Annotated in this window: 24 protein-coding genes and 1 tRNA gene; 8 read left to right on the top strand and 17 right to left on the bottom strand. The window is 67.8% G+C overall.

What is annotated here, in order from left to right:
- Window positions 1–2: 2 nt before the first annotated feature.
- Window positions 3–1292, bottom strand: coding sequence for an RsmB/NOP family class I SAM-dependent RNA methyltransferase (locus FHR21_RS06980; RefSeq protein WP_338113092.1), 1290 nt, complete (start codon window positions 1290–1292; stop codon window positions 3–5).
- Window positions 1293–1375: 83 nt separating this feature from the next.
- On the opposite strand from FHR21_RS06980, the gene FHR21_RS06975 reads away from it, so the two are divergent.
- A complete protein-coding gene (locus tag FHR21_RS06975) occupies window positions 1376–1582 on the top strand; it encodes a DUF1674 domain-containing protein (protein ID WP_184096662.1) in 207 nt (68 codons plus the stop codon).
- A gap of 18 nt (window positions 1583–1600) precedes the next feature.
- Here FHR21_RS06975 and FHR21_RS06970 read toward each other — a convergent pair whose 3' ends face one another.
- The 3 genes from FHR21_RS06970 to FHR21_RS06960 all read right to left on the bottom strand — a co-directional run bounded on the left by FHR21_RS06970 (window position 1601) and on the right by FHR21_RS06960 (window position 4506).
- Complete coding sequence (locus FHR21_RS06970) at window positions 1601–2164, bottom strand: cytochrome b (protein ID WP_184096660.1); 564 nt, start codon at window positions 2162–2164, stop codon at window positions 1601–1603.
- A 10-nt stretch (window positions 2165–2174) separates the two neighbouring features.
- On the bottom strand, window positions 2175–2957 hold the full coding sequence (locus FHR21_RS06965) for a SapC family protein (protein ID WP_184096658.1): 783 nt from the start codon (window positions 2955–2957) through the stop codon (window positions 2175–2177).
- 124 nt (window positions 2958–3081) lie between these two features.
- Window positions 3082–4506 (bottom strand): FAD-binding oxidoreductase, encoded by a 1425-nt coding sequence (locus tag FHR21_RS06960; protein WP_184096656.1) that lies wholly within the window; start codon window positions 4504–4506, stop codon window positions 3082–3084.
- A 188-nt stretch (window positions 4507–4694) separates the two neighbouring features.
- On the opposite strand from FHR21_RS06960, the gene FHR21_RS06955 reads away from it, so the two are divergent.
- Together FHR21_RS06955 and FHR21_RS06950 are read left to right on the top strand one after the other, a co-directional pair.
- On the top strand, window positions 4695–5225 hold the full coding sequence (locus FHR21_RS06955) for a hypothetical protein (RefSeq protein WP_338113091.1): 531 nt from the start codon (window positions 4695–4697) through the stop codon (window positions 5223–5225).
- A gap of 128 nt (window positions 5226–5353) precedes the next feature.
- Complete coding sequence (locus FHR21_RS06950; protein WP_184096654.1) at window positions 5354–6691, top strand: DEAD/DEAH box helicase; 1338 nt, start codon at window positions 5354–5356, stop codon at window positions 6689–6691.
- A gap of 15 nt (window positions 6692–6706) precedes the next feature.
- Here the strand turns inward: FHR21_RS06950 and FHR21_RS06945 are convergent, their stop codons facing one another.
- Complete coding sequence (locus FHR21_RS06945; RefSeq protein ID WP_184096652.1) at window positions 6707–7723, bottom strand: NADP-dependent oxidoreductase; 1017 nt, start codon at window positions 7721–7723, stop codon at window positions 6707–6709.
- A 95-nt stretch (window positions 7724–7818) separates the two neighbouring features.
- Here FHR21_RS06945 and FHR21_RS06940 point away from each other — a divergent pair.
- Window positions 7819–7894 (top strand) — tRNA-Ala (locus FHR21_RS06940).
- 70 nt (window positions 7895–7964) lie between these two features.
- Here FHR21_RS06940 and FHR21_RS06935 read toward each other — a convergent pair.
- From FHR21_RS06935 to FHR21_RS06925, 3 genes are all read right to left on the bottom strand, one after another.
- The gene (locus FHR21_RS06935) at window positions 7965–8849 is read right to left on the bottom strand and encodes a DUF4349 domain-containing protein (RefSeq protein WP_184096650.1); all 885 of its coding nucleotides are present in this window, start codon (window positions 8847–8849) and stop codon (window positions 7965–7967) included.
- A 320-nt stretch (window positions 8850–9169) separates the two neighbouring features.
- The gene (locus tag FHR21_RS06930) at window positions 9170–11482 is read right to left on the bottom strand and encodes an ATP-dependent helicase (protein WP_338113090.1); all 2313 of its coding nucleotides are present in this window, start codon (window positions 11480–11482) and stop codon (window positions 9170–9172) included.
- A 10-nt stretch (window positions 11483–11492) separates the two neighbouring features.
- Window positions 11493–12377 (bottom strand): DUF2520 domain-containing protein, encoded by an 885-nt coding sequence (locus tag FHR21_RS06925; RefSeq protein WP_184096648.1) that lies wholly within the window; start codon window positions 12375–12377, stop codon window positions 11493–11495.
- A gap of 278 nt (window positions 12378–12655) precedes the next feature.
- Between FHR21_RS06925 and FHR21_RS06920 the strand changes: the two genes are divergently transcribed.
- Window positions 12656–13915 carry an MFS transporter gene (locus FHR21_RS06920; RefSeq protein WP_246427117.1) on the top strand — a complete coding sequence of 420 codons (1260 nt, stop codon included), beginning with the start codon at window positions 12656–12658 and terminating at the stop codon, window positions 13913–13915.
- 337 nt (window positions 13916–14252) lie between these two features.
- Here FHR21_RS06920 and rsmD read toward each other — a convergent pair whose 3' ends face one another.
- Window positions 14253–14795 (bottom strand): 16S rRNA (guanine(966)-N(2))-methyltransferase RsmD, encoded by a 543-nt coding sequence (gene rsmD, locus FHR21_RS06915; RefSeq protein WP_184096646.1) that lies wholly within the window; start codon window positions 14793–14795, stop codon window positions 14253–14255.
- Window positions 14792–15628 carry a pseudouridine synthase gene (locus tag FHR21_RS06910; RefSeq protein ID WP_184096645.1) on the bottom strand — a complete coding sequence of 279 codons (837 nt, stop codon included), beginning with the start codon at window positions 15626–15628 and terminating at the stop codon, window positions 14792–14794. Before FHR21_RS06910 ends, rsmD begins: the two co-directional genes overlap by 4 nt.
- A 155-nt stretch (window positions 15629–15783) precedes the next feature.
- On the opposite strand from FHR21_RS06910, the gene FHR21_RS06905 reads away from it, so the two are divergent.
- The 3 genes from FHR21_RS06905 to FHR21_RS06895 all read left to right on the top strand — a co-directional run bounded on the left by FHR21_RS06905 (window position 15784) and on the right by FHR21_RS06895 (window position 19005).
- On the top strand, window positions 15784–16221 hold the full coding sequence (locus FHR21_RS06905; protein WP_184096644.1) for a response regulator: 438 nt from the start codon (window positions 15784–15786) through the stop codon (window positions 16219–16221).
- Between the two features lie 534 nt (window positions 16222–16755).
- Window positions 16756–17499 carry a DUF1223 domain-containing protein gene (locus FHR21_RS06900; protein ID WP_184096643.1) on the top strand — a complete coding sequence of 248 codons (744 nt, stop codon included), beginning with the start codon at window positions 16756–16758 and terminating at the stop codon, window positions 17497–17499.
- A gap of 84 nt (window positions 17500–17583) precedes the next feature.
- Window positions 17584–19005 carry an AmpG family muropeptide MFS transporter gene (locus FHR21_RS06895; RefSeq protein WP_184096642.1) on the top strand — a complete coding sequence of 474 codons (1422 nt, stop codon included), beginning with the start codon at window positions 17584–17586 and terminating at the stop codon, window positions 19003–19005.
- Here the strand turns inward: FHR21_RS06895 and FHR21_RS06890 are convergent.
- From FHR21_RS06890 to FHR21_RS06860, 7 genes are all read right to left on the bottom strand, one after another.
- Window positions 18983–20299: a bifunctional folylpolyglutamate synthase/dihydrofolate synthase gene (locus FHR21_RS06890; RefSeq protein ID WP_184096640.1), complete on the bottom strand. Its 1317-nt coding sequence runs from the start codon at window positions 20297–20299 to the stop codon at window positions 18983–18985. The two genes, FHR21_RS06895 and FHR21_RS06890, sit on opposite strands and share 23 nt — an antisense overlap.
- Window positions 20300–20345: 46 nt before the next feature.
- Window positions 20346–20630 (bottom strand): GIY-YIG nuclease family protein, encoded by a 285-nt coding sequence (locus tag FHR21_RS06885; protein ID WP_276569250.1) that lies wholly within the window; start codon window positions 20628–20630, stop codon window positions 20346–20348.
- 66 nt (window positions 20631–20696) lie between these two features.
- Window positions 20697–21548: an acetyl-CoA carboxylase, carboxyltransferase subunit beta gene (gene accD / locus FHR21_RS06880; protein ID WP_184096638.1), complete on the bottom strand. Its 852-nt coding sequence runs from the start codon at window positions 21546–21548 to the stop codon at window positions 20697–20699.
- Entirely contained in the window at window positions 21545–22336 is a 792-nt protein-coding gene (gene trpA, locus FHR21_RS06875) for a tryptophan synthase subunit alpha (protein ID WP_184096636.1), read from the bottom strand. Before trpA ends, accD begins: the two co-directional genes overlap by 4 nt.
- Complete coding sequence (locus tag FHR21_RS06870) at window positions 22333–22539, bottom strand: hypothetical protein (protein ID WP_184096634.1); 207 nt, start codon at window positions 22537–22539, stop codon at window positions 22333–22335. Before FHR21_RS06870 ends, trpA begins: the two co-directional genes overlap by 4 nt.
- Complete coding sequence (trpB, locus tag FHR21_RS06865) at window positions 22536–23768, bottom strand: tryptophan synthase subunit beta (RefSeq protein WP_184096632.1); 1233 nt, start codon at window positions 23766–23768, stop codon at window positions 22536–22538. Before trpB ends, FHR21_RS06870 begins: the two co-directional genes overlap by 4 nt.
- Complete coding sequence (locus FHR21_RS06860; RefSeq protein ID WP_184096630.1) at window positions 23765–24394, bottom strand: phosphoribosylanthranilate isomerase; 630 nt, start codon at window positions 24392–24394, stop codon at window positions 23765–23767. The genes trpB and FHR21_RS06860 overlap by 4 nt, the downstream gene beginning before the upstream one ends.
- Window positions 24395–24467: the final 73 nt, after the last annotated feature.

The raw sequence follows: 24467 nt of genomic DNA, 5'->3' as shown, positions 1-24467 counted from the left end.
ATTCAGGCGGCCGGCGCGCGCAATCGGGCGATGAAGAAGCCGTCGAGCCCGCCCGCTTCGGCCAGCATGCCGGGGAGGGGGCGGACGAAACCGCTTGCGTCGGGCGCGATGCCGGGCGGCAGTTCGTCGGCGCGGGCGGGGTCGACCGACCAGCCCTTGTGAGCGGCGAGGAAGGCGGGGATCTGCTCCTCGCCCTCGGCGCGCTCGAGTGAGCAGGTCGCGTAGACGAGCGTACCGCCGGGCTTCACCCATGCCGCGGCACGGGCAAGCAATTCGGCCTGCAATTCGGCCATGTCGGCGATCTGCCGCGCCTCGATGCGGTGCAGCACGTCGGGATGGCGGCGGAAGATGCCGGTCGCCGAGCAGGGCGCGTCCAGCAGGACCGCGTCGGCGGGCGCGTCGGGCTGCCAGCGACGGATGTCTCCCTGCACGACGTCGGCGGCGAAGCCGGTGCGCGCGAGATTGTCGCGCAGGCGCGCAAGGCGCCTGGCGCTCGCATCGACGGCGATCACATCCCAGCCCGTCGCGGCGAGTTGCATCGTCTTGCCCCCCGGCGCGGCGCAGAGGTCGAGAATGCGGCGGCCCTTGCCGTCGCCCAGAAGGCGCGCCGCCAGGCTGGCGGCGAGATCCTGCACCCACCAGCCGCCGTCCCGAAAGCCCGGCATGTCGGCGACCGCGCGGCCGCGCGGCAGGCGGCGATGCCGGGGCGCCATCACGCGAGCCTCGTTCCATTCCGCGGCTGCCGGCTCCGCGGCGAAGCTGAGGTCGATCGGCGGCGGCGTGCTCCACGCCGCGGCGGCGGCATCGACCATCGCCGTGCCCCATTGCGCGGCCCAGCGTTCGGCGGCGGGTGCGGGAAGGCGCGCCGTCGCGGGCAGGGTCCAGTCTTCCTTCTGAGCGCGCGACAGGAGAGCGTGGACCAGTCTTCGCGGCCCGCCGGCGACGAGCGGCAGCGCGGTCGCGACGACGGCGTGGCCCGGGCTTTTCAGCACGAGCAGTTGCGCGAGCGCGAGCCGCAGCACGGCGCGCGCCTTCACATCCTCGGGCAGGATCTCGCTGGTTGCCCCGTCGATCAGCGCGTCGATATCGACCATCCAGCGCATCGCTTCCGACACGATGGCGATCGCGAAGGCGCGGTCGGCGGGCGCCAGCCCCTGCGTCGCGGCATGAGCGGCGATGTCGAGCGGCTCGCCGCGGCGCAGCACGGCATCGAGCAGGCGCAGCGCGGCGCGGCGCGGCGCGGTGCCGGGCGGGTCGGCCTGCGGACCCTGCTGGCGCCGTCGGTCAGCCACGGGGCATCCGCTCCCAGCGGTTGGCGCGGGGCGCAAAAGCGTCTATTCGAGTCACCGATTATTCCTTTTTCGGGCGCCAGCATATGACCGACCAGAATGACAGCAGCATCGGCGGCACGCCGCGCGCGACCCGGCGCCCGACGCATGTTCGCGCGCCGGCGGACTGGACCGCCACGCCGATCCCGAAGCCGGAGCCGATGCGCGAGGAGGCCGATGAGGCGCAGCCCGGCGGGCGCAATCCCGTGCGCTATGGCGACTGGGAGTATAAGGGACTCGCGATCGATTTCTGACGGACGACGCGGCCCGGTTCAAAAGGGATTCATTCGCGCGTTCACGCCACTGCGGTCGACGAACTGGTGTTTGAGCGCCGCAAGAATGTGGACGACGACCAGTGCGAGCATGGTCAGCCCCATCAGTTCGTGCCTGTCGTGCATTGTATCGGCGAGCGCCTTGTCGGGGCCGACGAGCGACGGGAGATCGAACAGGCCGAAATAGTCGATCGGACGATCGGCCGCCGACATCCACAGCCACCCCGACAGCGGCAGCAGGATCAGCAGCGCATAGAAGAGGAAGTGCACGATCTTGCTGAGCGGTCGTTGCCACGCGGGCACGGCATCGGGAAGTGGCGGGACCTTGTGGCCGAGGCGCCAGACGATCCGCACGATCGTCAGCACCAATATGGTGACGCCAAGCGCCTTGTGGACGCCCATTGCCGCCATATGCGTGGGGCGTGGCAATCCTTCGGTCAGCATGGCGAGACAGATGTTGGCGATGACCGCCAGGCCGATCAGCCAATGGAGCCATATGGCCACCTTCGTATAGCGCGGACTGGCGGTCGTTCCCGCGCCCAATGCGATTGCGTCAGTGGCCATATCTCTCCCCTCAGACGGTCGGAGCCTCCGTCACGAGCTGCATCTTGCCACTTTTTACCTGTTCGGCAAACACTTCGCGCATCAGTTGCAGCGAGAAGAGGTGCGCGAAGATCAGGCCGAGCATCCCGCTCTGCATCATCTTGCGCAGCACGTCGCCGCGCAGATCGCGCAGCTTGGTCTCGTCGACCATCTGGAAGCCGCGGTAGATATAGGGCTGCTGACCGCCGTCGCCGGGGGTGATGCTGACCTCGCCGTCCATCAGCAGGTCGGCCTTTTTCAGCTCCTCGACGAACATGCCGGTGCGCTGACCCGCTTCCTCGAAATTCTTGCAGAATTCGAGGATGCCGTTGGTCGCCTCCGACGGCTTGCCGTCTTCGAACAAGAGGTCGCCCTCGTCGAACTTGCCGATGGCGCCCGAGGTGGGATCGAAGCAGAGCGACAGTTCGTCCGAATCCGGGCGCAGGCGCGCGAGCAGGAACGGATAGCGGCGGATATAGGCGGGAACATAGACCGGGTTGAGCAGCTTGCCCTCGTCGTCGACGAAGGTGTTGATACCCTCGTTAAGCCCCATGAGCGCGAGCGGTACCGGGTTGTCGCCGGCCGAAAAGACGATCGGATAGAAGCGGCACGCCTGCGTGAACTCGTCGGTGGTCAGCGGCACGGCGTGCTGGCCGACGAGGAAATTGGCGTTGTCCATCATGCGGACGCGGAAGTCGGCGTGATCGACGCTCGAGAGCGGCGCGAGGTCCTGATAGAAGAGCGGCAGATTGGGGTTGGCGGGCGCGGTGGCCATGATCGAACTCCGAAACGGGGACCCGCCAGCCGGGTCCGAAAAAGCGAATGCCGCGCCTTATTGGGCTGCGCGCGACGGCGCAAGGGGGCGATGCGCTTTTCCGCGGCTTTCCGCGCTCGCGCGGTCAGCCGATCAGCTTGCCCGGATTGAACAGGCCGGCGGGATCGAGGCCTGCCTTCACCCCGCGCAGCGCCGCCAGGCGAGCGGGGCTGTCGAGCTCGGCGAGCAGGTCGCGTTTCAACTGTCCGATGCCGTGTTCGGCCGAGATCGATCCCCCGAGTTCAAGGACATGGCGGTAGACGAGGCGGCTGGCATCCTCGCCATGCGCGGCCAGCCACGCCGCACCGTCCACGCCCTCGGGCGGCTGGACATGGTGATGGACGTTGCCGTCGCCGAGATGGCCGAAGGACAGCGCGCGGATGCCGGGGAAGGCGGCGGCGAGGCGGCCCGGATTTTCGGCAATGAAGCGCGGCATCAGGTCCACCGGGACGCTGACATCGTGCTGGAGCGCCGGGCCGTCGGCGCGCTCCGCCTCCGAAATCGAATCGCGCAGGCGCCAGAAGGCATCGCTCTCCGCCTCGTTCTTGGCCAGGACCACGTCGCCGATCAGCGCGGATTCGAACGCTGCGGCCAGTTCGGTTTCGAGACGCGCGTCGAGATCGTCGTCCGCTTCGCCCGCGAGTTCGACGAGCGCGTACCAGGGATGCGGCGGGTCGAGCGGCGCGCGGGTCTGCGGGATATGGCGGAGCACGGCGTCGAGGCAGCGATGGGGGATAAGCTCGAACCCTTCGAGCGAAGGGCCGAGCGCCGCGTCGAGGCGGCGCAGGAGTTGCAGCGCCACGTCCGGCGACGCGAGGCCGATCCATGCGGTCGCGCGCGCGGCGGCGGCGGGGACGAGCCGCAAGCAGGCGGCGGTCACGATGCCGAGCGTTCCCTCCGCGCCGCACAGCAATTGCTTGAGATCGTAACCGCGGTTGTCCTTCTTGAGCGGCGCGAGGCCATCGAAGACCGAGCCGTCGGGCAGCACGGCCTCGACCCCGGCGACGAGCGCGCGCATCGTGCCGTGGCGCAGTACCTGGGTTCCGCCGGCGTTGGTCGAGACGAGGCCGCCGATGGTGGCAGAGCCCTTGCCGCCGAGGGTCAGCGGAAAGCGCAGACCGTGGTCCAGTACCGCGTGATGGAAATTTTCGAGGATCATGCCCGCTTCGACGACCGCGAGCTGCGCCTGCTCGTCGATCGCGCGCAGCCGGTTCATGCGCCGCAGGCTGAGAAGGAGCTGCGTTCCGCTGCTGTCCGGGGTCGCGCCGCCGACCATGCCGCTGTTGCCGCCTTGCGGGACAAGTGCGGCATCCTCCTGAGCGCAGAGGCGAACGACGGCGGCGACCTCCCCGGTCGTCGCAGGCGACAGCATCGCGGCGGCGCGGCCGTGATATTTGCCGCGCCAGTCGGTTAGCCAGGGTGCCATCGCATCCGCGTCGTCGCTGAAGCCCTTGTCACCGAGCAGCGCCTGCAAGCGGTCGAGAAGCTGGGGAGAGGGCGGGCGGGGCATGGCGATCTGTTCCAATCGGGTCGTCGCGGCTTGACAGCGGCGAGAGGAGGCAATTCATTTCTTGTTCAAGCGCGCATGTTAAGGGGGCGATGAACGAATAGCATCTATTCGTCCAGCGGGCATCGGGTGTGGGAGCCAAGGGTGAGGGATTTCGACTGGATCGGCGCGAAAGGCGCTACCCCGCGCAGGTGCTGAGTTCCGCCATCCTGATTCTGGCGGCCGCGGCGCCGGTCGCGGACAGCGATGCGTCGATCGCGCCGCCGCCGCCCGTCGCCGTCGCCCTGTCGCCGGCGGTGCCGCCCCCTCCGGCGCCCTATTTTCAGGTCGTGATCGAGCAGCAGCTCATCATCCGGGTGCCGGCGCGGCGGTCGCCGCTGACCAATTTCTCTGCCGCCCCCGAACCGCGGACGCGCCTGCGCGACATGCCGGTCGAGTGGAAGGAGAAGAAGGCGCCCAAATGCGTCGCGATGCGCGATATCCGGGGGATGCAGGCGGTCCAGCGCGACAGCATCGACCTGATCACCCGCCAGAACCAGCGGCTGCGCGCCCAGCTCAACCGCGGTTGCCGGGCGCTCGATTTCTATGCCGGCTTCTATATGAAGGGGAACAAGGACGGCCGGCTTTGCGAGGATCGCGACGAAATCCACGCGCGATCGGGCGCGCGCTGCGAGGTCGACAAGTTCCGCTTGCTGGTTCCCGTACCGCGCGACGACGACTGACGCGAAGACGGCGGGCGCGAAAATTCATCCCTTTTCCTTGACTTTTACGCGCCCTTTCCCCAAGGGCCGCGACAGCGACGGCCTGCGTGGGGTGCCGTTGCGACACCAACTCCGGACAAGTTGATCCTATGAAATTTGCCGACCTCGGCCTTTCCGACGAACTTTTGCGCGCCGTTTCCGAAGCGGGCTACGACGAACCGACGCCGATTCAGGCGGGTGCGATCCCGTCGGTGCTGATGATGCGCGACATGATCGGCATCGCCCAGACGGGGACGGGCAAGACCGCGTCCTTCGTGCTGCCGATGATCGACATCCTCGCCCATGGCCGCGCCCGCGCGCTGATGCCGCGCTCGCTGATCCTCGAGCCGACGCGCGAACTCGCGGCGCAGGTGGCCGAGAATTTCGAGAAATACGGCAAATATCACAAGCTTTCGATGGCGCTGCTGATCGGCGGCGTCCAGATGGGCGACCAGGTCAAGGCGCTGGAACGCGGCGTCGACGTGCTGATCGCGACGCCGGGCCGGTTGATGGACCTGTTCGAGCGCGGCAAGATATTGCTGACCGGCTGCAATCTGCTCGTCATCGACGAGGCCGACCGGATGCTCGACATGGGCTTCATCCCCGACATCGAAAATATCTGCACCAAGCTGCCCGCGAATCGGCAGACCCTGCTTTTCTCGGCGACAATGCCGCCGCCGATCAAGAAGCTGGCCGACAAGTTCCTTTCGAATCCGAAGACGATCGAGGTCGCGCGTCCGGCGAGCACCAATGAGAATATCGCCCAGTTCCTGGTCAAGACCAGCGAGCGCGGCAAGCGCGAGACGCTGCGCCGGCTGATCGAGGACGAGCGGATCGCAACCGCGATCATCTTCTGCAACCGCAAGACGACGGTGCGCGAACTCGCCAAGTCGCTGCAGCGTCATCGCTATCGCGCCGGCGAGATTCATGGCGACATGGACCAGTCGAGCCGCATCGCCGAACTCGACCGGTTCAAGACGGGCGACATCAACATTCTCGTCGCCTCCGACGTTGCGGCGCGCGGGCTCGACATCAAGGGCGTCAGCCACGTCTTCAACTTCGATGCGCCGTGGCACCCCGACGATTATGTCCACCGTATCGGCCGCACCGGCCGCGCCGGGGCGAAGGGACGGGCGTTCACGCTGGCCACGCCGTCGGACGACGAGGCGATCGACAATATCCAGAAGCTGACCGGATCGAAGATCGAGGTGCTCGGCCGCAGCGAGCCGGAGGGCGGCGGGGCCGCGCCGGCCGAGGAAGAGCGGGCGCCGCGCGGCAAGCGGAAGGACGAGCGCAAGCGCGCGCCGAAACGCGACGAGGCGAAGGCGAAACCCGCGCGCGACGAGGGTCGCAAGACCGCGCCAAAACCGCGCGACGACCAGGACGGCCCCGACGACGGCTGGAACGGGCCGATGCCCGGTTTCCTGTCGGTCGGTTTCGGCAGCTAAACGGCTTTCCCGGCCTTAGAGCCGGACGAGCATCTTTCCGATATTGGCGCCCGAGAAGAGGCCGAGGAAGGCGTCGGGCGCCGCTTCCAGCCCGTCATGCACGGTTTCGCGCATGGTCACCGCGCCGCTGGCGATCAGTCCGGCCATGTCGGCGTAGAATTCCTCCATGCAGTCGAAGAACTGGTCGGTGTAAATGAAGCCTTCCATGCGGATTCGCGCCGGAATGGCGCGGACCAGATAGTTCATCTGTTGCGGATGGCCGTCATTGTAGACGTCGATCATGCCGCAGATGGCGAAGCGGGCGAAATCATTGGCCGTCGCGAAGGCGGCGTCGAGATGGTCGCCGCCGACATTGTCGAAATAGACGTCGATTCCCGGCTTGCCGAGCGTATGGAGCGCGGCCGCCAGCCCGTCGAGCACCGGCCTGGCCTTGTAATCGACGGCAGCATCGGCACCCAATTCCCTGACCCAGGCGCATTTTTCAGCGCCGCCCGCTGCGCCGATCACGGTCATCTCGCGCGCCTTGGCGATCTGGACCACCGCCGAGCCGACCGCGCCGGCGGCGGCCGAGACGAAGACGGTGTCGCCGGGTTTCGCGGCGGCGATGCGGAGCAGGCCGATCCAGGCGGTGCCGCCGGTCAGTCCCATATTGTGGAGGAAGGTCTGCGGCGGCATGCCGGCCGCCAGCGCTTCGGCGGGCAGTTTGAAGGGCGACATGTCGAGGCCGATGACCCCGCCGTCGCGCCAGCCGCCCATGTGGAGGATCAGGTCGCCGGGCGCGAAGCCATCCATCCGGCTTTCGACCACCTCGCCGATCGCGCCGCCGGTCATCGGCTGATCGAGCTGGAAGCTGGCGGTATAGCTTTTCGCGTCGTTCATCCGGCCGCGCATATAGGGATCGACCGAAAGCCAGCGGTTGCGGATGCGGAGCTGGTCGCGTTCGAGCGGAGCGTCGGGCAGGTCGCGCAGCGCGAAATCGCTCACCGTCGGGAGTCCTTGCGGACGATTCAGCAGATGCCAGGCCCTCGCCATATGATCTCACCCCCACTTTTTCTTCGGCGGACGGCTCTTTGGTCAGAAAAGCCGTTGCCACTGTCAAGCTGGCTCGTTAAGAGGCCGCCGGTCGCGGGGCCGTAGCTCAGATGGGAGAGCGCTGCAATCGCACTGCAGAGGTCAGGGGTTCGATTCCCCTCGGCTCCACCACGACCCTTTCTCCTTCCTTATCGAACCGTGCCGACCGGGGACAGATTGCGCCGTCCCCGGCCTGTCGTCGTCATGCCGCTGGTGGGGGTGCCGCTTTGCCGCGGCCCGCGAACCAGCTTCGCACCTTCAGCACCGGTCCCGTACGCCAGAGCAGGACCAGCAAGGCGAGGAGCAGCGCCCAGGGCAGGAGCGCGGCGCCGACGACCAGCACGAGGGACAGGAGCAGGCCGCCGCTGCGGGCCAGCATGTTGGCGGCGTCGCTGAACGGGTTGCCATAGCCGATGCCCGGCAGGCCGCCGGTACCGACATAGTCAAAGACCATCGGCGTCGTGGCGAGCATCGCTTCGCCGCTGCGGCGTAGGGTGCGCTCGCTGTCGAGTCGTTCGCGCAGCGCCGCAAGCTGCTGCTGCAATTCGGTGCGTTCGCGATCGCCGAGGCCGCCCTGCTTGAGCCGGGCCTCGAGACGGGCGATTTCGGCGCCGATGTCGGCACTGCGGTGCTGCGAATCGTCGATCTGCGTTCCAACGTCCTCGCCGCTGATCCGCGCCTCGGCGAGCACGCCCTCGGCCTTTTCGACGCTGGCAAGGGCGTCGCGGCCGAACTTGCGGGCGATGGCGGGGTCGAGCTTGAATTCCAGCCGTGCCTCGACCTCATTTTCGCGGACGAGTCGATAGGTCATGCCGGTGATGCGGCAGCGGGCCGTGCCGAGCGTTTCGCAGGCGGCGGCGTGGGTTTCCTGAACCCCAGCGATGCGGTCATCGTCGAGGCGGAAGGCATAGGCATAGTGGAAGGCGACGCCCGGTGCGGCGGTGACCGCGACGTCGGGGCCGCCGGCCGCATCGGCGGCGACTTCGGCCATGGCAGGAGCCTCGTCGGACATCGCATCGTCGGCGCGCCGTTCCGAGCAGCCGATCAGGGCAAGCGCCATCGCGCCCGCCAAGAGCTTGTTTTTCATGAAGACTCTCCCAACTCGCGACTCGTTGGCCGCGGGTGAGGCATATCATAACTTATATGGTAGACAATAGCCTGCCTCCGCGAAGGCGGGGGACGAACGCGGATGGGTGGTGCCGATTTAGAGCGGCGTGCCGTAAACCTGCGTCACTCATCCCCGTTCGCCCTGAGCTTGTCGAAGGGCTGTTCTTTCTTTCAAGCGTAGCAAGAAAAAGGACGGTGCTTCGACAAGCTCAGCACGAACGGAAGAAAGGGTGATGCCGATTTAACCCAAGCTGCCCTAATCCGCCGGAACGAACGGCAGCCAGCGTCGATCCACCTGTTTCAGGCCAGCCGGACGAAGCTGTCGAGGACGCGCTTGGTGCCCGCCTGCTCGAATTCGACCTCCAACTTGTTGCCGTCGATGTCGAGGATCGCGCCATAGCCGAATTTCTCGTGGAAGACGCGCATGCCGATCGCGAGGTCGGCGCGTGGCTTCGCGCCGACCGATGCGGCGGGGGCGCCCTCGGTGGGGGCCGGGGCGCGGGTGATGGTCGAGGATTTCGCCGCGGCGCGCTGCCACGCGGGACCGCGGGTCATCGCGCGGGCGGGGCTGCGTTCGGCGACATGGGCGAAGGGGTCGCCCTGCGCCGACCAATTGGCGCGCCACAGACTCGCGCCGCCGCCGAAGCTGTTTTCGCTGTCGACATGTTCGGGCGGGATTTCGGCGATGAATCGGCTGGGAATGCTGCTCATCCACTGGCCGTAGATGCGGCGGTTGGCGGCGTGATAGATGCTCGCACGCTGCCGGGCGCGGGTGATCGCGACATAGGCGAGGCGGCGCTCCTCCTCGAGGCTGGCGGTGCCGCCCTCGTCCATCGCGCGCTGCGACGGGAAGACGCCGTCCTCCCAGCCGGCGAGGAAGACATGATCGAATTCGAGGCCTTTGGCGGCATGGATCGTCATGATGGTGACGGTCTCGGCCTGATCGTCGTTGTCGCGGTCCATGACGAGGCTGACATGCTCGAGGAAGGCTTCGAGCGATTCATAGTCCTCCATCGCGCGGACGAGTTCGGACAGGTTTTCGAGCCGCCCAGCGGCATCGGCGCTGCGATCGGCCTGAAGCATCGCGGTATAGCCCGATTCGTCGAGGATGAGTTGGGTCAGCTCGGGATGCGGCAGCTCGTTCGCTTTGCTCTGCCAGCCGCGCATCTGGGCGACGAAGTTCGCGAGCTGGCGGCGCGCCTGCGGGGTCAACTCGTCGGTTTCGGTGATCCGCGATGCGGCGTGGAACAGCGGCGCTCGCTCGATCCGGGCGAACTGGTGGATGCGCGCCAGTGCCTTGTCGCCGAGCCCGCGCTTGGGCGTGTTGACGATACGTTCGAAGGCGAGGTCATCGGCAGGCGACTGGACGAGGCGGAGATAGGCGAGGGCATCGCGGATTTCGGCGCGCTCGTAGAAGCGGAAGCCGCCGACGATGCGGTACGGCATGCCGATCGCGATGAAGCGATCCTCGAACTCGCGGGTCTGGAACTGTGCGCGGACGAGGATGGCGGCGCGGTCGAGCGATATACGCTGGCGCTGAAGGTCTTCGAGTTCCTCGCCGATGTGTCGCGCTTCCTCCGGCCCGTCCCACACGCCGACGACGCGCAGCTTGTCGCCCGCGTCGAGCTCGGTCCACAATGTCTTGCCGAGCCGGTCCGAATTCTGGGCGATCAGCGCCGAGGCGGCGGCAAGGATCTGCGGGGTCGAGCGGTAATTCTGTTCGAGTCGGATCACCGTCGCGCCGGGGAAGTCCTTTTCAAAGCGCAGGATGTTCGCGACCTCGGCGCCGCGCCACGAATAGATCGACTGATCGTCGTCGCCGACGCAGCAGATGTTCTTGCGGGCCTGCGCCAGCAGGCGGAGCCAGAGATACTGGCTGGCGTTCGTGTCCTGATATTCGTCGACGAGGATGTATTTGAAGCGCTGCTGATATTGTTCGAGCACGTCGCGGTGGGTTTTCAGGATCACCAGCATGTGGAGCAGCAGGTCGCCAAAGTCGCAGGCGTTCAAGGTCTTCAGCCGCGCCTGATAGAGGGCGTAGAAATGCTGGCCCTTGCCGTCGGCATAGGCCTCGCGGTCCGCGGCATCGAGGTCGGGCGGGGTCAGGCCGCGGTTCTTCCATTTGTCGATCAGCCCCGCGAGCTGGCGCGCGGGCCAGCGTTTCTCGTCGAGTCCCTCGGCCTGGATGAGCTGCTTGAGGACGCGGAGCTGGTCGTCGGTGTCGAGGATGGTGAAATTGCTCTGCAATCCGACGAGTTCGGCGTGGCGGCGCAGCATCTTGGCGGCGATGCTGTGAAAGGTGCCGAGCCACGGCATCCCCTCGACCGCGTCGCCGATCATCCGCCCGATGCGCTCGCGCATCTCGCGCGCCGCCTTGTTGGTGAAGGTCACGGCGAGGATTTCGGACGGCCAGGCGCGCCGCGTCGCGATGATGTGCGCGAGGCGCGCGGTGAGCGCCGCGGTCTTGCCGGTGCCGGCGCCCGCGAGCATCAGCACCGGGCCTTCGGTCGTCAGCACCGCCTGCCGCTGCGGCCCGTTCAATCCTTGCAGATAGGGCGGGTCCGACGGGTGCGGCGGCGGGATGTCGGGCGGCGAGGCGGGGAGGCTGTTCACGCGCGAACGATTAGGGAACAGCGCGGGTGCTGTCCAGTGCGGGACGCAGCGCCCGGCGCGCGTCCGAAGGGGCGAGCCGGTCCAGTTCGTCGAGGGTCGCGAGCGCCATGGCGCGATAGGCGGGAAGCAGGTCGGGGGTGTTGGCGGCCAGCGTCTCGACATGCTCGCCGATCGTCCGGGCGTCGCCGCGCAGCAGGGGGCCGGAGAGGGCGGCGAAGCCACGGCCGAGGCTGTTTTCGAGCGCCGCGCGGACGAGCGGGGCGAGGAGCGCCGCGGGGTCGTCGACGCCGGCGTCGGTGAGCGCGTGCGCGGCGCCGGCGATCAGCGTGACGAGATGATTGGACGCATGGCAGAGGCCGGCGTGGTAGAGCGCGCGGCGCTCCTCCGCGATCTCGACCGCGATGCCGCCGAGCAGCGCGACGAGCCGCGCCGCCTGCTGCGTCGCGGCGTCGGTCGCGCCGGTGATCGCGAAGCGCGCCTGCGCCATGCGGCGGACCTCGGCCGGAGGATCGCCGGTGAAGGTCATCGCGGGGTGGATCGCCGCGGTCGCTGCGCCCGCGGCCTGCAAGGGCGCGAGAATCGCGGCGCCGCTGCGGCCGCTGACGTGGAAGGCGAAGGGGGCATGGCCCGCGGGCAGCGCCGTGGCGAGATCGGCGGCGACCGCGGCCACGGCGTCGTCGGACACGGCGAGGACGAGCAGGTCGGCCGCGGCGAGCAGCGACTCGACCCGCGGCGCGGCGACGGCGCGGCCGATCCGCGCGGCGACCGCCTGCGCCTTGTCGGACGAGCGCGCCCAGAGCAGCGGCGGCGCGGCCGAATGCGGCGCGAGGGCGAGCGCGAACGCCTGTGCGACGCGGCCCGCGCCGATCAGGCCGATCTGGTGATAGGCGGTCATGGGTGGAGGTTTAGTGCGGTTGCGGGGGGTAGCCAATGGGGGAGGCGTCGATCTCCCCTCCCGCTTGCGGGAGGGGTCGGGGGTGGGCCAGCGGCGTTGCAAGAACCCACCCCGCTGCGAGTAGCGAGCAAGCTCGCAACTCTCGCTGCCCCTCCCGCTTGCGGGAGGGGAGATGGGAGTTTCCTTCAAGCGCCTTTCGCATTCCCGCTTGCGCCCGCCTGCCCGATCCGGTCAAAGCGGCGGCGGTTTTCATGACGGAAGGGCGGGGTTTCGTGGATCTGGCACCCTATCGCGCGCATCGGCGCATCCTGGTCGCGAGCCTGGTCGGCACCGCGGTCGAATTCTATGATTTCTATATCTATGGCACCGCGGCGGCGCTGGTATTCGGGCCGCTCTTCTTTCCCTCCGAGTCCGAATCGGCGCAGTTGATGCTGAGCTTCATGAGCTTCGGGCTCGCCTTTTTCGCGCGGCCCGTGGGTGCTGTCGTCTTCGGCCATTTCGGCGACCGGATCGGGCGCAAGTCGACGCTGGTGGCGTCGCTGATGCTGATGGGCGCCTCGACGCTGCTGATCGCCTTTCTGCCGACCTATGCGATGGCGGGGTGGATCGCGCCGCTGCTGCTCTGCACGCTGCGCTTCGGGCAGGGATTCGGGCTGGGAGGCGAGTGGGGCGGGGCGGCGCTTCTCGCGGTCGAGAATGCCCCGCCGGGCTGGCGCGGGCGGTTCGGCATGGCGCCGCAGCTCGGCGCGCCGGTCGGCTTCATCGCGGCGAACGGGCTGTTCCTGCTGCTCGGCCTGTGGCTGAGCGATGCCGAGTTCGCGGCGTGGGGGTGGCGGATTCCCTTCCTGGTCTCCGCGGTGCTGGTCGGGCTGGGGCTGTGGGTGCGATTGAAGATCCACGAGACGCCCGCCTTTGCCGAGGCAATGGAGAGGGAGCCGCCGGTCGGGGTGCCGCTGGGCGCGGTGCTGCGCGATCACGCGCGCGCGCTGCTCGCGGGCACCTTCGCGGTCGTCGCCTGTTTCGCGATCTTCTATCTCGCGACCAGCTTCGCGCTCGCGCACGGGACGACCGCGCTCGGCTATCCGAAAGAGGAATTCCTGCTGATCCAGCTCGGCGCGATCCTGTTCATGGCGGCGGGAATCGTCTTCGCCGGCTATTGGAGCGACGCGGCGAGCGCGCAGCGGGTGCTGAGCTGGGGCTGCGCGGCGACGGTGGCCATCGGCTTCCTGTTCGGGCCGTCGCTGGCCTCGGAATCGTGGGTCGTCGTTGGGCTGGGGCTATCGGCGTCGCTGTTCGTGATGGGGCTGGTCTATGGGCCGCTCGGCGTGTGGCTGCCGGGGCTGTTCCCGGTTCGGGTGCGCTATACGGGCGCGTCGGTGGCGTTCAACGTCGGCGGCATATTGGGCGGCGCGGGGGCGCCGATCGCGGCGCAGTGGCTGAGCGACCGGGGCGGGACGAGCTTCGTCGGGCTGTATCTGGGGGTGGCGGGGCTGCTTAGCCTGCTTGGGCTGTTGCTGGTCCGGGCGCGGGTCGATTGATCCGTCAAAAATGGCGAAGAGGTGCGACGTTACATCGACACTACCTCCTCTTCCGTGGCTATTATGTCGTTTGCAAACACCTGCTTTGGACAAGGTCCGTCTTCTATGACTCGTCACCCTGAACTTGTTTCAGGGTCCATGGCCTGCCCTCGAATTTGGCGCCGCGTGCAAAGAGAGACCTGGCCATGGATGCTGAAACGAGTTCAGCATGACGAAGGCAGAGAGGAAGGGCTGCCTGCGGCCAGCTTTGTATTTGCAAACGATAGGTTCATCTCTTCCGTTCGTGTCGAGCGAAGTCGAGACACGAACGTGGTGGGTCGGATTGAGAGTGCTTGCCCTAGACGCGATGCAGCAGGGTGAGGCGGGCTTTACCGACCTTGCGTTCGGCGTCGATTTCGAAGCCGGCGACCGCGACCGCTTCCCTGTCGGCGGTTTCGATCGAGACCCAGCTTTCGGGGCCGACCCAGCCGAGGCGGGTGAGCTTGTCGAGCGCGACGCTGCCGGCGCCGGTGCCATAGGGGGCGTCGAGGAGCAGCAGGTCGAAGGCGCGCGGCGCGGGGCCGAGGGCGAGGACCGAGCCGGCGCGGACGTCGGCGCGGCTCGCGGCGCCGAGCGCGGCGAGATTTTTCCTGAGCGCGTCGAGCGCGTCGCGATCCTGCTCGCCGAACAGGCAGTGCGCGGCGCCGCGCGACAGCGCCTCGATGCCGAGCGCGCCCGACCCCGCGAAGAGATCGGCGACATACAGCCCCTCGAAGTGGCCGAGCCGGCTCGCGAGCATCGAGAAGAGCGTTTCGCGCGTGCGGTCGGCCGTGGGACGGGTGGCGTCGTTTTTCGGCGCGAGCAGCTTGCGGCCGCGCCATTCGCCAGAAATCACCCTCATTTTTCGAGCCGGCGGCGGAACTGGAACAAGGCGTCGCGTGGGACGATCTCGACCTGCCCCGTGTCGAGGCCGGCAATGCTGAACTCGCCGTAGCGAGTGCGGATCAGGCGGCTGACCTGGAGGCCGAGATGTTCGAGGACGCGGCGCACCTCGCGGTTCTTGCCTTCCGTCAGCGTCAGCTCGATCCACTGGTTGCGTCCGGTACGGCGTTCGAGGTTGGCGTCGATCTTGCCGTAGCGGATGCCGTCGATGGTGATGCCCTCGACCAGATCCTCGAGCTGCGTCTGGCTGATGTCGCCGAAGGCGCGCGCGCGATAGGTGCGCTCGACCCCGCTCGCGGGCAGTTCGAGCTGGCGCTTGAACGCGCCGTCGTTGGTGAGGAGCAGCAGCCCTTCGGTATTATAGTCGAGTCGACCGACCGGCATCAGGCGCGGCAGGCCCTTCGGCAGCATGTCGTAGATCGTCTTGCGCCCCTTGGGGTCGCGGGCGGCGGTCAGGCAGCCGGCGGGCTTGTGGAAGCGGTAGAGACGGGTCGAGACGGGTTTGGCGACCGGGTTTCCGTCGACGGTGAGGCCGTCGAGCGAGGCGAGCAGCGGCGCGGGCTGGGCGACGGTTTCGCCGTGGAGCGCGATGCGCCCCTCCTCGATCATCCGCTCGACGTCGCGGCGCGAGCCGACGCCGGCGCGCGCGAGCAGCTTGGCGATGCGTTGCGGGCCGTCGTCGGCTTCGGGCTCGGCGGGCGGTTTGCGAGGAGGCTGGGCGGCGCGCGCGGCGCGGCGGCCGCGCGGGGCGGGGCGGTCGGGCGCGATCCGGGGAGGGCGGCGGGTCGTCATCGGAACGGAAAGGCTTTCTGCGTCGTTTTTCGGGAAGAAGGTGTTGCGCTGAGGCCACGCTCATAGCCGGAAAAGCATCGCTTCGTCGATGGCAAGTCGAAGCGATATTGCACCACCGGCGGGAGCGCGTCATGGCGCGGTGGAACGGAGTTTCTATGCTCTTTGCGTCTCGCCCGTCGTGCATCAAGCGGCTGCTGGTCATCGAGGATGATCCGCTGGTCGCGTTCGATTACGAGCATACGCTGCAACATGGCGGCTATGATGTCGTCGCGACGGTCGATTCGGGCGAGGCGGCGGTGGCGGTAATGGCGGCCGAGGCGGTCGACGCGATCGTGCTCGACCTGGGCCTCGCCGGCCATTTGAGTGGGCGCGAAGTGGCGCGGCTGGCGCGCGATCGCGGCGTCGCGGTGCTGCTCGTCACCGGCCAATGTCCTGATGATGCGGGCGAGATCGCGCTCGCCTGCCTGAACAAGCCGCACAGCCCCGCGGCGCTGACCGGCGCGCTGCGCGCAATCGAGACGATGATCTGTAAGAACAAGGCGCCGCGCAAGGTGGCGGGGTTGCAGACCTATTGGCAGCCGAAGGCGGCTTAGGCTCCGTACTCAATTGCAGCGGCGTCGAGGCGCCCAAATGGCGAACAGATCGGGCCGAAAGACGCGCCGCGAGGGCTGGTTGCCCTTGCAAGCGGCTTTCGGGCCGAGATGGAAGCCATTTGGGCGTCCCGAAGGAATTTGATCAAAATGGCCCATTGCTTCGTCGAGAAGTCTTGAAATATCGACATATGTCTTCGCCTTCTCTCCTCGCACTGGGCCATTTTGCTTCAAACCTCGACGACGCTGCAATTGAGTACGGAGCCTATAGGTCCTGTCCCTCCCCCTTGATGGGGCAGACAGCGAAACTTGCCAGCTTGCTGGCTAGTTGCAGCAGAGGGGGTGTGGTCGCGGGCTGAAGCGACGGTGCGATGACGCACCTCACCCCCATCCAACTGCGCCTAATCGCTTCGCGACAAGGCTTCGTATCCTTCTCCCATCAAGGGGGAAGGACAGGCTCTCGTCCCCGCGGCTTGTTTCGGGGGCGCGGGCGATGTTATTCGCCGCTTGCGACGGGGATGGACGGGAGATGAGGGGATGCGAGTCCTGCTCGGCGTGGGAGGCCTGCTGCTGCTGGCGGGGGCGGTGCTGATCCTGGGCCTTTCGCATATCGCGGCGACCGCGAATCATGCGCACGCGGCGGCGCCGCGGCTGGTGCTGGTCGAGCTGTTCACGAGCCAGGGCTGTTCGTCCTGCCCGCCCGCCGACGCGCTGCTCGCCCGGCTCGACGCGGCGGGCGAGGTGGTGGCGCTGAGCCGGCCGGTGACGAGCTGGGACGAACTGGGGTGGACCGACACGCTGGCGCGCGGGGGCAACGACCGGTTGCAGCGCGACTATGCGGCGCGCGATATTCCCGGCAGCGGCGCCTATACGCCCGAAGTGGTCGTCGGCGGGACGGCCGCCGCGGCGGGCGCCGATGCGGCGGCGCTGCGCGGCCTGATCGCGGCGCAGCGCAAGGCGGGCGCGATGACGCTGGCGCAGGAGGGCCGGGAGGTCGTCGCCTCGGCGGCGCGCGCCAATGTCGAGCTGCGCTTTCTCGCCATCGCGCACAAGGCCGCGGTGGCGGTGGAAAAGGGCGAGAATCGCGGGCGGACGCTCGGTTACACCAATGTCGTTCTGGGCGAGGCGATCCGGCCGTGCGACCCGTCGCTCGCCTGCCGCGCGCCGATTCCGCAATGGATCGCGCGCAAGACCGCCGCCGACCGCTGGGCGGTCGTGCTGCAGGACCGCGACGGCGGCGCGGTGCGCGCCGTGCGCTGGATACGCCCGGCCGCCGAATAGCGGCTTTCCAATTCGGGATCGGGGCTTTAGGCCGGTTGCCGTGCAGAGGAGAGCCGCCCCGAAGGCGCGGCCGAGGGAGGAATGATGCAGCTTGGCCTCGACAGCCTGATCCTGGTGGCGGTGATCGCGGCGATCGTCGGCCTGGCCTTCGTGATTCCGTCCTTCGCACCCTATCGCAAGCCGATGCCGATCGTTGCGCTTCTGCTCGGCATTTCGAGCGGCTTTCCGTTGACGCTGCTGCTCGGCACCATGGCCTATTGGCTGTCGAAGGTGGGGATCGATAAATCGACCATCGGTTTCGCGATCGGGCTGACTACGCCCTATACGCTGAAATTCCTGTGGGCGCCGCTGGTCGACCGGCTGCCGATTCCCGTGCTGACCCGGCTGTTCGGGCAGCGGCGAAGCTGGTTGTTCGTGATCCAGGCGCTGCTGGTCCTCGCGATCTGGCAACTGGGTGCGAGCAATCCGACCAACGACCATCTGGCGCCCTTTGCGCTCTGGGCGATCGTCGTCGCCTTTCTGTCGGCGACGCAGGACATCGTGATCGACGCCTATCGCATCGAGATATTGAGCGACGCCGAACTGCCGCACGGCACGGCGATGAACCAGTTCGGCTATCGCACCGGAAACCTGATCGCGGGGGTCGGCACGATCGCGCTGGCCTCGCCCGAAGGGTTCGGATTGGGATGGGCGACTGCCTATGCCTTTACCGGGCTGGCCGTGCTGCCCGCGGTGATCGGCGCGCTTTTCGCGGGGCCGGGGCGCTTTCACCCGTCGCAGGCGCGCGGCGGCGCCCAGGGGTTCGCCGCGTGGCTCAACGAAACGGTCATCAGCCCGTTCCGCGAGTTTCTGGGCCGGCACGGTGCGGTGCTGATCCTGCTCTTCGTCCTGATCTACAAGGTCGGCGACGCGATGGGGCAGGGGATGCTCAACCCGATGATCGTCGAGCTGGGGTTCAGCGACACCGAATTCGTCGCGATCAACAAGGGCGTCGGCTTTGTTGCCCTGATCATCGGCTCGGCGTGCGGCGCGCCCTTCATCGCCTGGCTGGGCATGGGGCGGGCGCTGCTCGTTTCGGGACTGTTGATGATGTTCAGCAACCTGCTGTTCGCGGTGCTGGCGTCGGTCGGCCATTCGCCGCTGATGCTTGCGCTGGCGGTGGGGACCGAGAATTTCACCAGCGGGATCGGGCTGACCGTCTTCGTCACCTATCTGTCGGGCCTGTCGAGCCTGGCCTATACGGCGACGCAGTTCGCGCTGCTGTCGTCCTTTGCCGCGGTCGGGCGGACGTGGCTCGCGGCGCCGGGCGGCTATGTCGCCGAGACGCTGGGATGGGTGGGCTTCTGGCTGTTCACCGTCGCCATCGCCGCGCCGGGCATGGTCCTGCTGTGGCTGCTGTGGAAGCGCGGCTTCGTCGTCCAGACGGTGCGCCAGCCGAGCACCGAAGACGACGGGCACGAGATCGCGCCGGGCGAGAACGAGCCTATTCCGGCAGTTCCCCGTTGAGGGCGAGCACCGCGCCCGCGAGGTAGAGCGAGCCGGCGATCAGGACGATTTCCGTGGCCGGATCGACCGTCAGGCCGCTTAGCGCCGCCTCGACCGACGCCGCCGGCCGCGCATCGGGGCCGAAGGCAGTCGCGACGTGGTGGTCGTGGCCGGGGACCGGGACGACGGCGATCGAGGCGAGGCGGGGCGCGAGCGGGGCGAGAATCGCGTCGGGATGTTTGTTGGCGAGCATGCCGGTGACGAGGTGGATGCGGCGCGGCTCGGTCGCGAAATGACGGGCGAGCTGGACGCCCGCGTCGGCATTGTGGGCGCCATCGAGCCAGACCTCGGTCGCGGGGGGAAGCAGACCGGTGAGCGGACCTAGCGCCAGCCGTTGCAGGCGCGCGGGCCAGAAGGCGACGGCGACGCCCTGCGCGATCGCCTCGGCGTCGGGTTTGTCGCCCGGCGCGAGGTGGAGCATCGCGATCGCGAGACCCGCGTTGCGCATCTGATGCGCGCCGGCCATGCGGGGGCGCAGCAGGCCAGGCAGCGCGCCGTCCATCGAGGTCCAGCGGAACGCGTCGCCGACCGGCTCGACCGACCAGGCCTCGCCCTCGACGAAGGGGGCGACGCCGGCGGCTTCGGCGCGCGCGGCGATGACGTGGCCGAGCGGCGGCGGATAGGCGAGGGTGGCGAGCGCGGCGCCCGGCTTGACGATGCCGGCCTTTTCCCATGCGATGCGCATCGCGGGCTCGGACGGGGTGCCGTCTTCGGGCGCGAGCAGGAAGGCTTCGTGGTCGATGCCGAGCGAGGCGATGCCGCACACCGCGGGCGGCGGGATGATGTTGGTCGCGTCGAGGCGGCCGCCGAGCCCGACCTCGATGATGCAATCGTCGGCGGGAATGCGCGTAAAGGCGAGGAAGGCGGCGGCGGTGGTGACTTCGAAGAAACTCGCTTGCAGGTCTTCGGCCTTGTCGAGCACCTCGGCAAGGAGCGCGGCGAGGAGGGTGTCGTCGATCAGTTCGCCCGCGAGGCGGATGCGCTCGTTGAAGCGGACGAGGTGGGGGCTGGTGTAGGCGTGGACGCGGCGCTCCTGCGCTTCGAGGATCGCGCGGAGATAGGCGCAGGTCGAACCCTTGCCGTTGGTGCCCGCGACGTGGAAGGTGCGGGGCAGGCGGTTCTGCGGATTGCCGAGACGGTCGCACAGTTCGGCGATGCGTTCGAGCCCGAGGATGTCGCGGCCCGGCGACAGCGCGGCAAGACGGTCGAGCTGGGCCTGGACGGCGGGGTCGGTGCTATGGGCGTGGTCGGGCATTATACAGCTTCGTCATTCCCGCGAACGCGGGAATCCATGGTCGATGTCATCGGTTGAGATCGAACCACAGATCGCGCCAATCGGGATTCTGCGTCTCGATCAGTTCGATTTTCCACGCGCGATTCCATTTCTTGAGCCGCTTTTCGCGTTGTATCGCATCGCGGATATCCTGAAATTGTTCGTAATGGACGAGATGCTTCACCCGGTATTTTTGGGAAAAGCCGGCAAATTGCCCCTCGCGATGTTCGCAGGTTCGCCGGATGAGGTCGTTGGTTACGCCAATATAGATCGTGCCGTTCTTTTGGCTGGCCATGATATAGACGTAATACAATCACGGCACCTCGGGTCATGGATTCCCGCGTTCGCGGGAATGACAAGGTGAGGAGAACGTCCGGGGTCAGGCCGCCTTTTCAGGCGCCAGATAGGCGATCAGGCGGCCGAGCGTCGCGGGCAGGTCCTTGCGATGGACGACCATGTCGATCATGCCGTGTTCGAGCAGATATTCGGCGCGCTGGAATCCTTCGGGGAGCTTTTCGCGGATCGTGTTCTCGATCACGCGCTGGCCCGCAAAGCCGATCAGCGCCTTGGGTTCGCTGATCTGCACGTCGCCGAGCATGGCATAGCTGGCGGTGACGCCGCCCGTGGTCGGATCGGTCAGGAGAACGATATAGGGCAGGCCGGCGCGGCGCAGGCGGGCGAGCGCGACGGTCGCGCGCGGCATCTGCATCAGCGACAGCGTGCCCTCCTGCATCCGCGCGCCGCCGGCGGCGGTGATCGCGACATAGGGGCAACCGCGCTTGATCGCCTGCTCGACCCCGGCGACGAACGCCTCGCCGACCGCGACGCCCATCGATCCGCCCATGAAGGCGAAATCCTGCACGCCGATGACGACCGGGCGGCCGTCGATGCGGCCGAAACCGTTCTGCCAGGCGTCGCGGTCGCCGGTCGAGGCGCGCGCCGCCTTGATGCGGTCGACATATTTCTTGGTGTCGCGGAACTTCAGCGGGTCCTCGGGCGCCGCCGGGGCGGGGAGGATTTCGTGCAGGCCGCCGTCGAAGAGCTGCGCGAACCGCTGTTTCGCGCCGATACGGTCATGATGGTCGCAGCGCGGGCAGACGTTCAGATTCTCTTCCCACTCCTTGACGAAGACCATCTGCTGGCACTGACGGCACTTGTGCCAGAGGTTGTCCGCGGTGTCGCGCTTGGCGGCGAAGGGCAGGGCGTTGCGGACGCGGTCGAGCCAGCTCATGCGGCGTTCTCCTTTGCGCCGTGGATAGCATCGGCGAGGGTGCGGGTGAAGGCTTCGAGCGGGGCGGCCGCCGCCTCGCCATGCCCGGCGATGATCTCGACCAGCGCCGAGCCGACGACCACGCCGTCGGCGACCTTTGCGATCGCGGCGGCCTGTTCGGGGGTGCGAACGCCGAAGCCGACCGCGACGGGCAGGTCGGTCGCGGCTTTCAGGCGCGTCACGGCTTCCTCGATGCTCGCCTGCGCGGCCTGCTGGAGGCCGGTGATGCCGGCGACCGAGACATAATAGAGGAAACCGCCCGCGCCGTTCAGCACGTCGGGCAGGCGCGCGGCGTCGGTGGTCGGGGTGGCGAGGCGGATCGGGGCGACGCCCGCGGCGCGCAGGCTCGGCCCAAGTTCGGCGTCCTCCTCCGACGGGATGTCGACGCAGATGACGCCGTCGACGCCAGCCTTCGCGCATTCGGCGGCGAACCAGTCGGCGCCGCGGATCGTCATCGGGTTGGCATAGCCCATCAGGACGAGCGGGGTATCGGGGTGCCGGGTGCGGAAGGCGGCGGCATGGGCGAAGATGTCGGCGGTCGTCGTGCCCTTGCCGAGCGCGCGCAGGTTGGCGGCCTGGATCGCCGGGCCGTCGGCCATTGGATCGGTGAAGGGCATGCCAAGCTCGATCACATCGGCGCCCCCCGCGACCAGCGCGTCGAGGTTCGCGGCGGTGTCGCCGTCGCCCGCGGTGATGAAGGCGACGAGCGCCGGGCGCGGCTTGGCGAAGGTGGCGGCGAAGCGGGTCATTCGGCCCATCCCTTGTTGGGTTTCGGCCATTGGCGATCGAATATCGCGCCAGCCTTTATGACAGCAAAAGCAATGCCCACGATCATGCCGAGATATTTGCTCCAGAGATGCGGTATTACAAAGCTCGCAAGAAGGAAGACGAGCACAGCCAACCCTAACCCGACGCCGACTTTGAAAATGAACCGAAGGATATTGCGGCTCACAGTTCCACCCCCAGCGCATCGGCGACCGTGAAGATATCCTTGTCCCCCCGGCCCGAGCAATTGACGATGATGACCTTGTCCTTGCCCAGCGTCGGCGCGATGCGTTCGGCGGCGGCGATGGCGTGGGCGGACTCCAGCGCGGGGATGATGCCTTCGAGCCTGGTCAACTTCTGGAAGCTGGCGAGCGCTTCCGCGTCGGTGACGGGTTCGTAGCGGACGCGGCCGATGTCGTGGAGCCAGCTATGTTCCGGCCCGATGCCGGGATAATCGAGGCCCGCCGAGATGCTGTGCGCCTCGGTGATCTGGCCGTCCTCATCCTGTAGCAGATAGGTCTTGTTGCCGTGGAGGATGCCGGGGCGGCCGCCGGCGAGGCTGGCGGCGTGCCTGCGGTCGAGGCCCTCGCCCGCGGCCTCGACGCCGACGATTTCGACCCCCGCATCGTCGAGGAAGGGATGGAACAGACCGATGGCGTTCGAGCCGCCGCCGACGGGGGCGATCAGCATGTCGGGCAGGCGGCCCTCGGCCCGGAGAATCTGTTCGCGCGCTTCGTTGCCGATTACCGACTGGAAGCCGCGGACGAGTTCGGGATAGGGGTGCGGACCGGCGACGGTGCCGATGATGTAGAAGGTGTCGTGGACGTTGGCGACCCAGTGGCGCAGCGCCTCGTTCATCGCGTCCTTGAGCGTCTTCGCGCCGCTCTCGACCGCGATGACTTCGGCGCCGAGCAATTTCATGCGGAATACGTTCGGCTGTTGCCGCGCGACGTCGACCGCGCCCATGAAGATGGTGCAGGGCAGGCCGAACAGCGCCGCGACGGTGGCGGTCGCGACGCCGTGCTGGCCGGCGCCGGTCTCGGCGATGATGCGGGTCTTGCCCATCCGCCGGGCGAGCAGGATCTGGCCGATGCAATTGTTGATCTTGTGCGCGCCGGTGTGGTTGAGATCCTCGCGCTTCAGATAGATTTTCGCGCCGAAGCCTTCGTTGGCGCTCGCGCACAGATCGGCGGTCAGCCGCTCGGCGAGCCACAGCGGGCTGGGGCGGCCGACATAATGTTCGAGCAGATGGTCGAATTCGGCCTTGAAGGCGGGGTCGGCCTGCGCTGCGCGATATTCGCGTTCGAGGTCGAGGATCAGCGGCATCAGCGTTTCGGCGACATAGCGGCCGCCGAAGGCGCCGAAATGGCCGCGCTCGTCGGGGCCGGTGCGGAAGCTGTTGGGAAGGTCGGTCATCGCCCCGCCGCTTTAAGGAAAGCCGCCATCTTGTCCACATCCTTGACGCCGGGCGCGCTTTCGACGCCGGTCGAGACATCGACCAGCGGCGCGCCGGTGGCGGCGATCGCCGCGGCGACATTGGACGGATCGAGCCCGCCGGCGATGCCCCAATCCATCGTGTGGCGATGGTTTTTCAGCAGCGACCAGTCGAAGCGGGTGCCGGTGCCGCCCGGAAGCGCCTGGGCGGGCGCGTCGAACAGGATGCGGTCTGCGATGCCGCGATATTTCTGCATCCGGTCGAGCGTGCCCGCGTCCTTGAGGCCAATCGCCTTCCACGCCTCGATCGGCAGGCGCTGCTTGACCGCGGCGATCCATTCGGGGGTTTCGCTGCCGTGGAACTGGATGATGTCGGGCCGCACGGTCGTGATCGCATTGCCGGTCAGTTCGGGCTGAGCGTTGACGAGCAGCAGCGCGACCTTGACCGCCGAACCCGCGCGCTGGCGCAGCGCCGCGGCGGTGGCGAGGTCGACGTGGCGCTGGCTCGGCTCATAGTGAACGAGGCCGATATGGGTGGCGCCGAGGCGGATGGCGGCATCGACCGCGTCGGGGGTGGTGAGGCCGCAGATTTTCACGAATGGAGGCATAGGTTTCCAACGGTTGCTTTTGCCGTTCGCATCGGGCGAAGTCGAGATGCCCATCGATGGTGCGCAAGGCCGA

Source organism: Sphingopyxis panaciterrulae (assembly GCF_014199295.1).
Lineage (GTDB): Bacteria > Pseudomonadota > Alphaproteobacteria > Sphingomonadales > Sphingomonadaceae > Sphingopyxis > Sphingopyxis panaciterrulae.
The sequence above is the reverse complement of the archived record's forward strand: the minus strand, read 5'-3'. Positions and strand labels throughout refer to the sequence as shown.

Bases quoted from the DNA above. Each gene is read 5' to 3' on its own strand.
- FHR21_RS06975 (WP_184096662.1), top strand. From the start codon at position 1,376: ATGACCGACCAGAATGACAGCAGCATCGGCGGCACGCCGCGCGCGACC.
- FHR21_RS06970 (WP_184096660.1), bottom strand. From the start codon at position 2,164: ATGGCCACTGACGCAATCGCATTGGGCGCGGGAACGACCGCCAGTCCG.
- FHR21_RS06965 (WP_184096658.1), bottom strand. From the start codon at position 2,957: ATGGCCACCGCGCCCGCCAACCCCAATCTGCCGCTCTTCTATCAGGAC.
- FHR21_RS06960 (WP_184096656.1), bottom strand. From the start codon at position 4,506: ATGCCCCGCCCGCCCTCTCCCCAGCTTCTCGACCGCTTGCAGGCGCTG.
- FHR21_RS06950 (WP_184096654.1), top strand. From the start codon at position 5,354: ATGAAATTTGCCGACCTCGGCCTTTCCGACGAACTTTTGCGCGCCGTT.
- FHR21_RS06945 (WP_184096652.1), bottom strand. From the start codon at position 7,723: ATGGCGAGGGCCTGGCATCTGCTGAATCGTCCGCAAGGACTCCCGACG.
- FHR21_RS06935 (WP_184096650.1), bottom strand. From the start codon at position 8,849: ATGAAAAACAAGCTCTTGGCGGGCGCGATGGCGCTTGCCCTGATCGGC.
- FHR21_RS06925 (WP_184096648.1), bottom strand. From the start codon at position 12,377: ATGACCGCCTATCACCAGATCGGCCTGATCGGCGCGGGCCGCGTCGCA.
- rsmD (WP_184096646.1), bottom strand. From the start codon at position 14,795: ATGAGGGTGATTTCTGGCGAATGGCGCGGCCGCAAGCTGCTCGCGCCG.
- FHR21_RS06910 (WP_184096645.1), bottom strand. From the start codon at position 15,628: ATGACGACCCGCCGCCCTCCCCGGATCGCGCCCGACCGCCCCGCCCCG.
- FHR21_RS06905 (WP_184096644.1), top strand. From the start codon at position 15,784: ATGCTCTTTGCGTCTCGCCCGTCGTGCATCAAGCGGCTGCTGGTCATC.
- FHR21_RS06900 (WP_184096643.1), top strand. From the start codon at position 16,756: ATGCGAGTCCTGCTCGGCGTGGGAGGCCTGCTGCTGCTGGCGGGGGCG.
- FHR21_RS06895 (WP_184096642.1), top strand. From the start codon at position 17,584: ATGCAGCTTGGCCTCGACAGCCTGATCCTGGTGGCGGTGATCGCGGCG.
- FHR21_RS06890 (WP_184096640.1), bottom strand. From the start codon at position 20,299: ATGCCCGACCACGCCCATAGCACCGACCCCGCCGTCCAGGCCCAGCTC.
- accD (WP_184096638.1), bottom strand. From the start codon at position 21,548: ATGAGCTGGCTCGACCGCGTCCGCAACGCCCTGCCCTTCGCCGCCAAG.
- trpA (WP_184096636.1), bottom strand. From the start codon at position 22,336: ATGACCCGCTTCGCCGCCACCTTCGCCAAGCCGCGCCCGGCGCTCGTC.
- trpB (WP_184096632.1), bottom strand. From the start codon at position 23,768: ATGACCGACCTTCCCAACAGCTTCCGCACCGGCCCCGACGAGCGCGGC.
- FHR21_RS06860 (WP_184096630.1), bottom strand. From the start codon at position 24,394: ATGCCTCCATTCGTGAAAATCTGCGGCCTCACCACCCCCGACGCGGTC.